At 46.2% G+C, this 12892-nt stretch carries 13 protein-coding genes; 12 read left to right on the forward strand and 1 reads right to left on the reverse strand.

The window, feature by feature from the left end:
* The first annotated feature begins 54 nt into the window (after positions 1 to 54).
* The 11 genes from ihfB (at position 55) to U873_RS0104715 (ending at position 11457) form a co-directional block, all read left to right on the forward strand.
* Complete coding sequence (ihfB, locus tag U873_RS34720) at positions 55 to 348, forward strand: integration host factor subunit beta (protein ID WP_051586057.1); 294 nt, start codon at positions 55 to 57, stop codon at positions 346 to 348.
* A 612-nt stretch (positions 349 to 960) separates the two neighbouring features.
* On the forward strand, positions 961 to 2184 hold the full coding sequence (locus U873_RS35000) for an oligosaccharide flippase family protein (protein WP_081818606.1): 1224 nt from the start codon (positions 961 to 963) through the stop codon (positions 2182 to 2184).
* On the forward strand, positions 2181 to 2969 hold the full coding sequence (locus U873_RS34850) for a glycosyltransferase family 2 protein (RefSeq protein ID WP_063832173.1): 789 nt from the start codon (positions 2181 to 2183) through the stop codon (positions 2967 to 2969). The genes U873_RS35000 and U873_RS34850 overlap by 4 nt, the downstream gene beginning before the upstream one ends.
* Positions 2966 to 4075 carry a glycosyltransferase gene (locus U873_RS34210; RefSeq protein ID WP_043274480.1) on the forward strand — a complete coding sequence of 370 codons (1110 nt, stop codon included), beginning with the start codon at positions 2966 to 2968 and terminating at the stop codon, positions 4073 to 4075. Before U873_RS34850 ends, U873_RS34210 begins: the two co-directional genes overlap by 4 nt.
* 141 nt (positions 4076 to 4216) lie before the next feature.
* On the forward strand, positions 4217 to 5347 hold the full coding sequence (locus U873_RS34215; RefSeq protein WP_043274481.1) for a glycosyltransferase family 4 protein: 1131 nt from the start codon (positions 4217 to 4219) through the stop codon (positions 5345 to 5347).
* 339 nt (positions 5348 to 5686) lie between these two features.
* Positions 5687 to 6703, forward strand: a complete 1017-nt coding sequence (locus U873_RS0104690) for a glycosyltransferase family 4 protein (RefSeq protein ID WP_025127129.1) — start codon at positions 5687 to 5689, stop codon at positions 6701 to 6703.
* 103 nt (positions 6704 to 6806) lie between these two features.
* Positions 6807 to 8801, forward strand: coding sequence for a nucleoside-diphosphate sugar epimerase/dehydratase (locus U873_RS0104695; RefSeq protein WP_029978142.1), 1995 nt, complete (start codon positions 6807 to 6809; stop codon positions 8799 to 8801).
* Between the two features lie 111 nt (positions 8802 to 8912).
* Positions 8913 to 9242 (forward strand): helix-hairpin-helix domain-containing protein, encoded by a 330-nt coding sequence (locus tag U873_RS0104700; protein WP_025127132.1) that lies wholly within the window; start codon positions 8913 to 8915, stop codon positions 9240 to 9242.
* Between the two features lie 98 nt (positions 9243 to 9340).
* Positions 9341 to 9505, forward strand: coding sequence for a transposase (locus U873_RS37485; protein WP_371261279.1), 165 nt, complete (start codon positions 9341 to 9343; stop codon positions 9503 to 9505).
* 530 nt (positions 9506 to 10035) lie between these two features.
* Entirely contained in the window at positions 10036 to 10464 is a 429-nt protein-coding gene (locus U873_RS35820; RefSeq protein WP_115658587.1) for an integrase core domain-containing protein, read from the forward strand.
* 198 nt (positions 10465 to 10662) lie between these two features.
* On the forward strand, positions 10663 to 11457 hold the full coding sequence (locus U873_RS0104715) for an SDR family oxidoreductase (RefSeq protein WP_025127135.1): 795 nt from the start codon (positions 10663 to 10665) through the stop codon (positions 11455 to 11457).
* Positions 11458 to 11480: 23 nt separating this feature from the next.
* Here U873_RS0104715 and U873_RS0104720 read toward each other — a convergent pair whose 3' ends face one another.
* Positions 11481 to 12041 carry a TetR/AcrR family transcriptional regulator gene (locus U873_RS0104720; RefSeq protein ID WP_025127136.1) on the reverse strand — a complete coding sequence of 187 codons (561 nt, stop codon included), beginning with the start codon at positions 12039 to 12041 and terminating at the stop codon, positions 11481 to 11483.
* Positions 12042 to 12231: 190 nt separating this feature from the next.
* Here U873_RS0104720 and U873_RS0104725 point away from each other — a divergent pair, with 190 nt between their 5' ends.
* Positions 12232 to 12885 carry a GntR family transcriptional regulator gene (locus tag U873_RS0104725; RefSeq protein ID WP_025127137.1) on the forward strand — a complete coding sequence of 218 codons (654 nt, stop codon included), beginning with the start codon at positions 12232 to 12234 and terminating at the stop codon, positions 12883 to 12885.
* The last annotated feature ends 7 nt before the right edge of the window (positions 12886 to 12892 follow it).

A 12892-nucleotide genomic window follows, 5' to 3' on the forward strand; every position in this document is an offset into this window, starting at 1 on the left:
CATGCTAAAACCTTTGGAGCACTGACCTAGCTGCTTGAAAAAGAAGGGAAAAATATGACGAAGTCGGAGTTGATCGAACGAATTGTCACCCATCAAGGGCTGCTGTCATCCAAGGATGTGGAGCTGGCCATCAAGACGATGCTTGAGCAAATGTCGCAGTGTTTGGCTACCGGTGATCGAATTGAGATCCGAGGATTTGGTAGTTTTTCTTTGCATTATCGTGCTCCACGTGTTGGGCGAAACCCAAAGACTGGTCAATCTGTAAGTTTGGATGGCAAGTTTGTACCGCATTTTAAGCCCGGAAAAGAGCTTCGCGATCGTGTCAATGAAGATGATGAAACTCTATGATCCCCGTAAAACAGATTTAATACATGATTTTAGATGATTGAAATACGTTATTTTCGAGCGAGTTTTTTTCTTTTTTTCAATAGCTGATTTCTTGAATATTCAGTTAGAGGATTGAGAGAATAAGGTCTGATTTTGATGTGAGGGGTGACTTATTCTTGAATGTTGTTTTTATAAAAATATAATATATGTTTTAAGATTTATGACCTTTTGCATTTTTTAGAAAATTGGATATTGCCAGATTTTCGCTATTGCGTTGATCTGGTTTTTGGTTTCGTGGGACGGGTAGGTACAGTAGATTTTTAATATATTTCTTGCAAATACTTTCCTCTTTTTGCTTTTCCCTCAGTTGAGATTTTAGGTTTTAGTGTCAGGTGGAGGTTGATTGCTAGTTGTGAACAAAGATTTGGGGCTGGTTGGTATGAGGTGTGTGGTGCGCGAAGCAATGTCAGTTGCTGTGGCATTTTTTGCTAAAGTTCGAGCTCGCTACTTTGAGTATCATGATGTGGGCTCTGCTCTTTGAGTGTCTAGAAGAGTCAGTAAGCTAAGCGGGAGGCAGAAAATGCTCAAATTGATAGCTGTGGAGAGGGTGGGGTGAGGCGGTTATTCAAAAATATGGGAGTGCTTTTTTTTGCACAATTTTTTTCCTATATGGTTCCTATACTTGAAATCCCGATACTTGCGCGAAGCTTGGGTGTACAAGAATATGGGAAGGTAGTTTTAATACAGTCTATCGCATTATTATCATCTTTGATCGTAGAGTACGGGTTCTCCTTAAGTGGGTCTCGACAAGTGGCTGTGTCTAGAGATGATGTAGGTGCCCTAGTTAAAATATACGGAAGTGTATTGTCTGCTAAGTTGATGATCTCTTCTGTTGTATGTGTTTTCGGTGCGGTACTTTTTTTTATATTTGAAAAAGAGAGTTATAATGTAACTTTGATAGTTTTCGGGGGGCTGTATTTTTTGGCTTTTGGATTTAGTCCATTTTGGTTTTTTCAGGGGCTTGAAAATATAACTTTGGTCGTCGTCTTTGAGGTGGCTCTTCGCTTCATAAGCCTCTTAGCTCTTTACGTCTTCGTACATCATAGTGGTGATGCTGTACTTGCTCTTGGTATTATGTCTGGGTTGGCGCTTGTTAATACCATTTTTGGGAATTTATTATGCTATCGTCTACTTGGCAAAGCAGTACTGAATTTTGCTGAAGGAGTTGGGCAGTTAAAGTTAGGGTTTCATGTTTTTCTTTACAAGAGCTCTAATAATATTTTACTAAGTGCAGGGCCTTCTTTGGTTGGAATGATGTTAGGTAGCGTTGCAGTAGCTTCCTATGTTCCTGCTGAAAAAATTATTCGAGGTTTTGTAGGATTTGTTAATCCTGTTCTTATAGGGTTTTATCCCTATCTGAATCGCCAATTCCTATCCGCTAGAAGTGAGGCAAAAAAGCTTTCCTGGTGGGTTGTGATTGGCATGTTTGTTTTTGGGCTGGCGGCTGCTGGGACTTTTTATATATCGGGAGAGTTTCTAGTTGTCAATATCTTGGGCGAAGGTTTTACTGTAGCCAAGGATGTATTAAGAGTGTTTGTATGGATAATTCCTTTTCGCCTTGCCAATCAAGCCTTAGGTTTGTGTGTTTTGATTCCTATGGGAAAAGATAAGGCTACTAGTTTTTGGATGATGACTTTTTCTATATTGTCGATGTTGACGGCAGGGTTAATGTCTATTTGGTTTGGGGTCGCTGGTGTAGTATTTGGTTTTGTATTGGCTGAAATATCGCTGTGTATGGTGCTGTTGGTTGTTGCTTTTAGGGGCGGTCGAGAAGAAAGTGCAGGGGGAAAATTGTGATAACGGTATTAACTCCAACCTACAACCGGGCAACGACGCTTTCTCGTCTTTTTCAGAGTTTATGCGCACAGAGCAGCATGTCATTTGAGTGGCTCATTGTTGATGATGGTAGCACTGATGGCACATTTGATTTAATTAATGAATTTGCTATTTGTGCACCATTCAATATTCGAGTTATTCGACAGGATAACTCGGGTAAGCATGTGGCTCTTAATAACGGATTTGCTGAAGCATATTCGCCGTGGGTTTTTATTGTTGATAGCGATGACGCACTGGTTTTGACTGCGGTAGAGGATGTTGAGTGTGCGCTATCTGAGCTTGATAGCGAAAATTTAGTAGGTATCTGTTATCGGCGAGCATATTTTAATCTTAATGTAATTGGTCGTAATTCAGGTTTGAGCAGTTCCCCTATTGTTATGAGTCCTACAGAGGCTGGGCATTTTTTTAAAGGTGATCTTGCTTATATTTTTAAAACTGACGCATTGTTAAGAAATATTTTTCCTGTTGTGAGCGGGGAAAAGTTTGTTCCTGAATTATTTGTTTGGAATAAAATTAGTGATGAGGGGGATATATATTTTTTTTGTGATAAAGCTATTTATCTCTCTGACTACCTTGATGATGGGTACTCTAAAAACTTCTCTTCGAACTTGAGAAAAAATCCCACAGGCTTTTTGATCTTTTACTGGTCCCAAATATTTAGAGAGAAAAAAAATATATATAGGCTTAAGAATTTTTTGCGTGCAATTCAATGTTTTTATTATAAGTTGCTTAACAGGTTTCTATGAAGATTCTATTTTTTATTACCAGCTTGGATGTGGGAGGAGCGGAGCGGCAGGTTTTGGATTTGGCTCTGCGTCTGCAGATACTTGGTCATAAGGTTAAAATAGCCTACTTGACGGGTGACGGCGCCTTATTGTCCGATGAGGTTTCAGTTGATACTGTAGGTTTTCATATAAAAAAATCTGTCTTGGGGCTTCTCAAAAGCCTTTTTCTACTTAGGCGTATTATTAAAGATTTTGCGCCAGATGTGCTGCATAGTCATATGGTTCACGCAAACTTGCTAGCCCGCTGTGTAAGAGTTGTAACTTATATACCGAAGTTGATTTGTACCGCACACAATACTAATGAGGGCGGCAAGCTCCGAATGTTAGCTTACCGACTCACGGGCTCTTTAGCGGATATAACTACTAACGTAAGTCATGACGGAGTAAAAGTATTTGAGGCTAAAGGTGCTGTCAAGTCCGGTTCGATGTTGGCAGTACCTAATGGAATAGATACAGATAAATTTCAATTTGATGAGTCAAGACGCTCTTTTATTAGAAATAGAGAGTGCGTTTTAGCTTGTGAAAAGGTCGTGCTGGCTGTTGGTCGGCTTGTTGATGCAAAAGGATATCCGGAGCTTTTGAGGGCCTTTGCTGTAGTCAGTGCGGAGGAGCAAAATACAAGACTATGGATTGTTGGTGAGGGTGCTTTAAGGGAAAGTTTAGTTTCTTTAACTGAAAGTCTGAAAATATCTCATAGAGTTACATTCTTTGGAGTGAGAAGCGACGTTGCAGACTTTTATAACGCTGCTGATCTTTATGTACTTTCTTCCTTGTGGGAGGGTTTTGGCCTTGTTGTTGCCGAAGCCATGGCTACAGAGCGGGTTGTCGTAGCAACTGACTGTGGTGGTGTCAGAGATGTGGTTGGCGATCAAGGGATTCTGGTTGAGCCTGGTGATGTAAGAGGACTTGCGATTGCAATGCGCGAGGGGCTTGACATGGATATTTCTGCTGCTCGAAGGCTGGGGAAACTTGCGAGGCTGAGGATTGTTGAAACTTATTCCCTTGAGAAAATTGTGATGAGTTGGATTGATCTTTATTCGTCTGGTTCCGACGCTCTGGATAGGTAGCTTCTTCGAGAGTGGCTCTATGGTTTTTGTTTTTTAAAAAGTCAAGATTGTACGATGGTTTTTTTGTTTGTGTATTCGATGTATCATTACGTTGTTTTTATAAAACTATGATATGGCGTGGCTTGGTGGAAATTAGCATTGATGAAGATAGCATTAATTGGCACTACAGCGGCTAGTGTTCTTGGATTTCGTACGGATCTGATCATGGCTTTGGTCAAGGAAGGCTATCAAGTATTTGCTTTTGCCCTCGACTACAATGCAGATTCACGAGCTAAGGTTTCAATGTTGGGTGCAGAACCTGTGGATTATGAGTTTAGCCGTACAGGCCTGAATCCACTAGGTGATATTATTAATATGTTAAAACTATCTAGGCAGCTTAAAAAAATTGCTCCTGATATTGTTTTTAGTTATTTTTCAAAGCCTGTAATATTTGGAACCTTAGCTGCGCTATTGGCTAGAGTCAAGAGAAGAGTTGGAATGTTGGAAGGGCTTGGCTATGCTTTTACAGCTCAGCCGAAAGGCATTACGATTAAGGGATTTCTCTTAAAGCGAATTCAGGTGTTCTTATATAAAATATCTTTTCCGTTCCTTGAAAGAATCATATTTCTAAATGATGATGATCGTTTGGATTTGGTAGATAAATATAACTTAAAGGTTTCGTGTGTTAGTGTTTTAGGTGGCATAGGTCTGAAGCTCTCAAGTTACCCTTATTCTAAGCCTCCGAAAGTAGATATCAGCTTTATATTTATCGGTCGACTTCTTGCTGAAAAAGGTGTCAATGAGTTTATACAAGCTGCTCGTCTAGTGAGAGATAGATTCTCAAATGTCAAGTTCATTATGCTTGGTGGGCTTGATGAAGGTAATCCTGGAGGGTTGACTTCTGATGATGTCAATGAGCTTACGCGTCAAGGATTGGTTGATCATCATGGTCATGTTGATGATGTTGTTAATTGGATTAAAAATTCAAGCGTATTCGTTCTACCTTCCTATAGGGAAGGAGTTCCTAGAAGTACCCAAGAGGCCATGGCTATAGGACGGGCAGTTATTACGACCGATGTCCCCGGGTGCAGAGATACAGTTATTGATGGAGTGAATGGCTTTTTAGTACCAGCATGGTCACCTGAGGCTTTGGCTGAAAAAATGATGTACTTCATCAATAATCCAGAAGAGATTGAAACGATGGGACTACAGAGTCGTAAGTTAGCTGTTTCACATTTTGATGAAGAGGTTGTTAATGCACGCCTCATTCGCTATTTTTCTGTATCGCCATGAATATTTTTATGTTAGTTGTCGTCGTTTTGTAAGTAATGTTTTTGCAATTGACTTTTCAGGTTTTTAAGGTGCTAAATGATGTTCGTCGTGAGTTTATTAAAGCCAACAGATGAGTTCGGGGTTGCTATTTGCTACTCAGTAAATTCAGCTTTCCAATCATGCTGAGTCTTATGGTGTTTAAAAACATAAGATTTAGTATGCGGGAAGCAGCAGATCGTTTTTTAGATTTGCTTACGGTCGATGTAAATTGGACTTATGACCTTTTGGATTGGATCCTCTCTTCTAGTGTTGACGGTGCGTTGAAGAGTGAAGTTGTATATTGTCACGGAGCCCGCTAGCATGATTGTTTGGTTTTTATTGCCTGCTGTCCTTTTATGCGCATTTCTCATGACTGCAAAGTTGCGAGCTTATGCGTTGTCGAACCACCTGATCGATGTCCCAAATAGTCGAAGCTCTCACTCTGTTCCAACTCCACGCGGAGGAGGTGTTTCCATCGTTTTGAGCTTTATTCTATTCTTGCCTTTATTGCTTGTTCATAACACTATTTCATCTGCTTACGTCTTTGCACTTTTAGGTTCTGGTTTACTCGTTGCTGTTATTGGATTTCTAGATGATCATGGCCATATTGCTGCTCGTTGGCGATTACTGGGACACTTTGTAGCGGCAGCTTGGAGCTTGTATTGGGTTGGTGGAGTGCCGTCATTGACGGTGTTCGGCTTACAATTGAATTTGGGTTACATTGGCTATGTAGTTGCAGCTTTTTATTTGGTTTGGATGCTCAATCTCTATAATTTTATGGACGGTATTGATGGTCTCGCGAGTATTGAGGCTATTACCGTCTGCCTAGGAGCCGCACTGTTATACTGGGTAACTGGATTTAATGAGCTTATCGGCCCCCCTTTGTTGCTTGCTTTCGCAACACTCGGTTTTTTATATTGGAATTTCCCTCCTGCTCGAATTTTTATGGGGGATGCTGGGAGCGGGTTTCTGGGTGTTATTCTGGCGATTTTCTCTTTACAAGCTGCGGCAGTTTTTCAGAATTTCCTGTGGGGATGGCTGATTCTTTTAGGAGTATTTATTGTCGATGCAACTTTTACCTTGATTCGCCGCCTGCTAAGAAGAGACAGGATTTATGAGGCGCATCGGAGCCATGCCTATCAGTACGCGTCAAGAGAGGTCGGTCGGCATCTACCCATCTCCCTGGCAATCGGGGGGCTTAATATTATTTGGTTGTTGCCGATGGCTTGGCTGGCTGTGACATCTAGGCTAGATGGTTTTGTTGCCTTGATAATTTCCTATATCCCATTGATTTTTCTAGCGATAAAATATAAGGCGGGAGCACTAGAAATCCGTTAGTGACCTGTGTTTTATTGAGTGGTCTGTTTGGGCACTCACTATGTATGCGTACAATGGCAGAGTCGGTAGTCTAGTAAGGGGCGGTAAGGTGTTTAAAGGCTTTATGGATCGGCTGAGAGTTTTTCTCCTGAGCATGCCACGTCGATACAAGCGACTGTTACAAGTGCTTGTCGATATAACACTGATTTGGCTGGCGTTGTGGATGGCGTTTGTTGTCAGGCTGGGTTTTGAGGATTTGAATAACCCCGTTATTGTTCATCTCTGGCTCTTCCTTAGCGCACCGACTGTTGCCATACCTCTCTTTATTCGGTTTGGAATGTACCGGGCGGTAATGCGTTATTTTGGCAATGATGCATTAATAATTATAGTAAAAGCAGTAAGTCTATCTGCACTTATTCTAGCGCTAGTGGTCTATTTATATAGTAATCATCAGACGCTTGTGCCTCGCTCGATTGTGTTCAATTACTGGTGGTTGAGTCTGGTTTTGCTTGGCGGTCTCCGTTTGGCGATGCGTCAGTTCTTTTTGGGTGACTGGTTTTCAGCTACTCAGCATGTTCCCTTTGCTAGTCGTGACAATAATTTGCCAAAGATTGCAATTTATGGCGCTGGTGCTGCAGGTAATCAACTCGTCGCTGCTTTACGCATCGGAAAGATGATGCGACCAGTTGCGTTTATTGATGATGATAGTGGCATCGCGGGCCGAGTTATTTCTGGGCTGCAGGTTTACAAGCCAAAACATATACAGCAAATGATTGACGAGACAGGAGCTAGCGAAATCCTCCTGGCCATTCCCTCTTCTAGCCGTGGGCGCCGTCGTGAAATTCTCAACGCTCTTGACGGTTTTGCTCTTCATGTGCGTAGTGTTCCTGGATTCATGGATTTAGCGAGCGGTCGGGTGAAAGTTGATGATATTCAAGAAGTTGATATTGCCGACTTACTTGGACGTGATACTGTTCCGGCACAAGAAAGCCTTCTGAGACGATGTGTTAGAGGATGCACGGTTCTTGTTACTGGTGCAGGAGGCTCTATCGGATCTGAACTTTGTCGTCAGATTTTACCACTACGGCCTACAACGTTACTCTTGTTTGATCATAGTGAATTTAATCTCTATAGTATTTTATCAGAGCTTGAAAGCTATATTTCGAGAGCTTCCTTGACGGTGAGGCTGGTTCCTATTTTGGGGTCGGTGCGTCATCATGAGAAACTGTTGGATGTAATGACTGTTTGGGGGGTGGACACTGTATATCATGCTGCGGCTTATAAGCATGTTCCTATTGTCGAGCATAATATTGCGGAAGGAATACTGAATAATGTGATGGGCACTCTTAATGCTGCGGAAGCTGCATTGCAAGCGGGTGTGACGAATTTTGTACTCATCTCTACGGATAAGGCCGTACGCCCTACTAATATTATGGGGAGCAGTAAACGCCTTGCTGAGTTGACTTTACAAGCATTAAGCAAAGAGTCTTCACCTATTCTGTTCAATGATGCTAGCACAACATCACCAATCAATAAGACCCGATTTACCATGGTTCGCTTTGGTAACGTGCTAGGTTCTTCTGGTTCTGTAATTCCACTTTTTCACAAGCAGATAAAATCAGGCGGTCCATTGACCGTAACCCATCCTAAGATCACTCGCTATTTCATGACTATTCCTGAGGCAGCGCAGTTGGTTATTCAAGCAGGCTCAATGGGGCTGGGGGGGGATGTCTTTGTATTGGACATGGGAGAGCCGGTGAAAATTGTCGAGCTTGCAGAAAAGATGATTCACCTCTCTGGCTTGAGTGTACGTTCAGAAAAAAATATTCATGGTGATATCGCCATTGAGTTCACCGGTCTTCGTCCTGGCGAAAAGCTTTACGAAGAGTTACTTATCGGTGATAACGTATTAGGTACCGAGCACCCGATGATCATGAGTGCCAATGAGGAGCATTTATCTTGGGAGAGCTTGAAGCTCAAACTCGAGGAGTTACTTGACGCTGTTGATAAGGATAACTATGTGAGGGTACGTCAACTACTCCGAGAAACGGTAAGCGGCTATACCCCGGAGGGTGAAATAGTCGATTGGATCTACCGGCAGCGCCGACGCGACTCTTGATTCTACACAACCAGTAACCCTCTCATCTTTGACTTGCTCCCTGCATCATCTAGGTTTGAGAGGCAGCTTTGGAAAAGCTGCTTTCCTTACTTGATGTCATGGAGCGTCACTATGCGTAACTCTTATTTCTCCTCTCTGATCTTTGCCGTTCTTGCCAGCCTGGCATTTGTCACTCATGCGGCGCCGACTCCCAAAGCGCAGGCCAGTCCTGCGGTAGTGACTGAGCACGCAACGGTGCAAACAGGCAAAGTCGACCTCAATACCGCAGATGTGTCTGTTTTGCAGCGCGAACTCTTTGGTGTGGGGACGGCGAAGGCCAAGGCAATTGTCGCTTACCGTGAAGAAAACGGGCCATTCGCTTCTGTGGATGAGTTGCTTGAGGTCAAGGGTATTGGCAAGAGCATCCTGGAGCGTAATCGGGACAAGCTCGAGGTCAACTGACTCGAATCAATAGCGTTCAAAGGCCGGTCCCTGGCCGGCCTTGTTGTGGCTCATTATTCCTGGACCACTCTGTAGGAGTTTCAACCTAAGGAAGCATCATGGGATTTCGGGTCGTTACCGCTGAAGAAAAGGCTGAAGCCATTCGCTTAGTTGTGGAGATGAATTACTTAGTGCCCAAGGGATGTGAGCAGACTGGCTTTGGGCCCACGGCCCTGTGCCGCTGGGTAGCGAGATGGCGCAAGGAGCATGAAGGAGCCTCGTAGCCCACGCGTCCTCAGGACCAGGAGCTGATTGATTCACTGTATGCCAGGTTGGCTTTGCTGGAAGCCGAGAACAGTGTCCTAAAAAGCAGTTGCCCTCTCATCTGAAGGTGCTGTTCAGCCGAATCAAGTGATCGAGGGTTTGAAAGGGCCGCTCTCTATCCGGCACGTTTTCCGACTTCTAGGCGTGCCTCGCAGCAGCTATTACGCCAAGCCTGTGGCCCGACCTGAGCATCGGGTTGAGCGACATCTGGAGAAGACAATACGGTAACTGCACCGCGAGCATCGGGGCGCTCTGGGGGCCCGGGGGTTTATCTGGGCGCTCAAAAAACAGGTCGTCGTGATTGGGCACCACCGTATAGGTCGCCTGATAAAGAGTCTTGGATTGGTCAGGCGACGAGCCCTTTACGCCCACTATCGTCGTGCCAGCAAACCTGCCAAGGCCGCAGCGAATGTCCTTGATCGTCGCGTTAATCCCTCATCGCCCAACACCTTTTGGCGGGCGACATTACTTACATCCGGGTCGGTGGTAGTTGGTTGTACCTGGCGATCGTCATGGATCTTTTTCACGTCGGATTGTCGGCTGGGCTTTTTCCAGGACTGCCGATGCAGAGCTGTCGCTCAAGGCCCTGCGGCTGGCTGTTGGAATACGTCGACCCGGTTCAGTGCTGGTGTTTCACTCGGATCAGTGCTGCCAGTACACGGCGGATCGTTTTGTCGAGTATCTGGCTGAGAAGCAGATAGTGCAGAGCATGAGTCGACGCACAAACTGCTGGGGCAATGCCGTAGTGGAGCGTTATTTCCGAACACTGAAATACGATTGGTCGCCTGAGAATGGCTACCAGAATCACTTCGAGGCCCAGAAGGATGTGATGGATTTTATCGCCCATTACAACCAGCGGCGTTGTCACTCTGCCTTGAACAATCTGCCGCTAGCTGCTTTTGAAAGGCTGGCGGCCTAATGTCCCTACAGGACGGTCCAAAAAAACTAGACCACTACACCTTTCATATTTCAAGGGAGGGAGAGCCGACAGTAACGCTGCATCGCCTGGATAGATTTTTTTCATGAAATGCAGTAAATATTATGATTATAATATTTATCGCCGGATGTCTTAATCCCAAGGCGTTCATTCCTTTCATGCAATGTCAGGAGTCCAGCCATGAGTTCGGTTCAGTCCCAAGGTACAGCAGTGGTCACGGGTGCTTCTTCCGGAATTGGTGCGGTTTACGCCGAGCGGTTGGCGGCACGCGGTTTTGATTTGTTGTTGATTGCGCGGGATGAAGCTCGCCTAAACACGGCAGCCAAAGCCTTGAGCAGCAAGTATCAGGTTCAAGTGGAAGTATTGAAGGCGGATCTGACGCTCAAGGACAATCTGTTGAAGGTTGAACAACGCTTGCGCGACGACTCCCGTATCAGCCTGCTGCTGAATAATGCAGGGGTGGGAGCCAATGGGCCTTTGGTGGGCGCCGATCTGGACCAGATGGAGCGCATGATCCAACTCAATGTGCTGGCATTGACTCGCCTGGCAGGCGTGGCGGCAGCGGTTTTTTCCGCCGCGGGGCGAGGAGCGATCATCAATATCGCCTCGGTGGTAGCCTTGGTCCCGGAGCGTTTCAATGCGACCTACAGTGCTACCAAGGCTTACGTGCTGAGCCTGACACAGTCACTGCACGCCGAATTGAAGGGCAGTGGGGTTCAGGTCCAAGCGGTCTTGCCCGGAATGACACGAACTGAGATCTGGGAGCGCTCAGGCCTGGATCTAACGCATATTCCGGCGGAAATGGTAATGGAGGCGGGAGAGATGGTCGACGCGTCGTTGAGTGGTTTCGATCAGGGGGAACTGGTCACGCTTCCTTCATTGCCTGACGCAGCAGACTGGCAGGCCCTGGTGACGGCGCGCATGGCGTTGGGCCCCAATCTTTCAAGAAGCAGTGCCGCTGTACGTTACAAGTAAGCGGCAGACAGGAGCGGATGGTCTCATCTCTGCTCCTGTTCCTTCAGGCCTTCACGCACAGTCTGGAGTATCTGCGTGCCCAGTTGGGGATCTTCCACACTGCGTGAAAGTAACAGCGCGCCCACCAGAGTCGACATGATCATCAGGCTGCGGCGAGCCTTATTGTCGCCCTCCAGGGCTGCTGCCACTTGTGCCAGCCTGGCATTGAGTACGGCATCGGTAGTGGGGCTGGGTTGGCCACGCTGGCCGAGCTCTGAACTCATGGTCGGCAGCGGGCAGCCTTGATGAGGTGAGTTCTGGTGCCATTCGCTGAGGTAGTTATCGATAAACGCTTCAAGAGGGTGTTCTTGCGCAAACAGCGTGGCGCAATGAGCGTCCAAGTCTTCTGCGGCTACGGAGAGTGCCTCCTCCACCAGTTCATCCTTGGATTTGAAATGGGAGTAAAAGCCCCCATGGGTCAAGCCCAGGGCCTTCATCAAGGGTTGCAAGCCTGTTGCACCTATCCCATCACGACGAAATCGTTCCGAAGCTTCTTTGATAATGCGTTTGTGTGTCTGGGCTTTATGGTCTGCTGAATAACGCACTTGAGAAACCTCCACATCTAGATCGCCATTTTAACCAAGGATCGGTAGAACATGCCCCTACTTCTCGGCGGGTTTTATCCGCAGTTACAGCATCCCGACAGCTGTCCATGAGCTGATTGAGCTCGTTGGGGTTGGCACGATAAGTGATTAAAGATTGATCATGAGTTGTTGAACAATCTTGAGGCTCTCCATGGACAACGGTTTATCCCTGGCAGATCACATTACGTTGGAGCTGCGCGCGGACATCATTGGCGGTCGCCTGCTACCTGGGATGCCGTTGGTGGAGAGTGCGTTGGTCAATGCCTACAACGCTTCACGCAATACCATTCGTGAAGCGCTGCACCGCCTCGGGCAGGAAGGCCTGACCCTGTATGTGCGCAATAAGGGCGTAGTGGTTCGGCGTCTGGACTGTGACGACGTGCGGGATCTGTTTCGGGTACGCCGGACCCTGGAGCTGCAAGCGATTGCCAGCGCCAGGCCGCTGCGTGAGTACCAGTCCGATCGCATGCTCGATGCCATCGAAGCCACTGAGTTGGCGCGTTCGCGTGAGGATTGGCGTGCGGTGGGCACTCACAGTCTGAGCTTTCACCAACACGTAGTGGGCTTGTTGGGCTCGCGCCTGTTCGATGAGTTCTTCACCAATATAGTGGCGCAGTTGCGCCTGGTGTTCTGCGCCGCTGTGGATGAGGCAGCGTTTCAGGCGCCCTGGCTGGTCCGCGACCGACAGATTCATGAGTGGTTGCTGGAGGGTGACAAGGAGTCTGCCGGCGCGGCCATGGAGCTGTATCTGGATGACTCCGAGCGTCTGCTGTTGAACATACTCAGCCAATCCTTCCGTCACTGAGCGAGGG

Origin of the sequence: Pseudomonas sp. PH1b (assembly GCF_000633395.1) — a bacterium.
Classification (GTDB): domain Bacteria; phylum Pseudomonadota; class Gammaproteobacteria; order Pseudomonadales; family Pseudomonadaceae; genus Aquipseudomonas.

Bases quoted from the DNA above. Each gene is read 5' to 3' on its own strand.
- U873_RS34215 (WP_043274481.1), top strand. From the start codon at position 4,217: ATGAAGATAGCATTAATTGGCACTACAGCGGCTAGTGTTCTTGGATTT.
- U873_RS34210 (WP_043274480.1), top strand. From the start codon at position 2,966: ATGAAGATTCTATTTTTTATTACCAGCTTGGATGTGGGAGGAGCGGAG.
- U873_RS37485 (WP_371261279.1), top strand. From the start codon at position 9,341: ATGGGATTTCGGGTCGTTACCGCTGAAGAAAAGGCTGAAGCCATTCGC.
- U873_RS0104715 (WP_025127135.1), top strand. From the start codon at position 10,663: ATGAGTTCGGTTCAGTCCCAAGGTACAGCAGTGGTCACGGGTGCTTCT.
- U873_RS0104695 (WP_029978142.1), top strand. From the start codon at position 6,807: ATGGATCGGCTGAGAGTTTTTCTCCTGAGCATGCCACGTCGATACAAG.
- U873_RS0104700 (WP_025127132.1), top strand. From the start codon at position 8,913: ATGCGTAACTCTTATTTCTCCTCTCTGATCTTTGCCGTTCTTGCCAGC.
- U873_RS35000 (WP_081818606.1), top strand. From the start codon at position 961: ATGGGAGTGCTTTTTTTTGCACAATTTTTTTCCTATATGGTTCCTATA.
- U873_RS0104690 (WP_025127129.1), top strand. From the start codon at position 5,687: ATGATTGTTTGGTTTTTATTGCCTGCTGTCCTTTTATGCGCATTTCTC.
- U873_RS0104725 (WP_025127137.1), top strand. From the start codon at position 12,232: ATGGACAACGGTTTATCCCTGGCAGATCACATTACGTTGGAGCTGCGC.
- ihfB (WP_051586057.1), top strand. From the start codon at position 55: ATGACGAAGTCGGAGTTGATCGAACGAATTGTCACCCATCAAGGGCTG.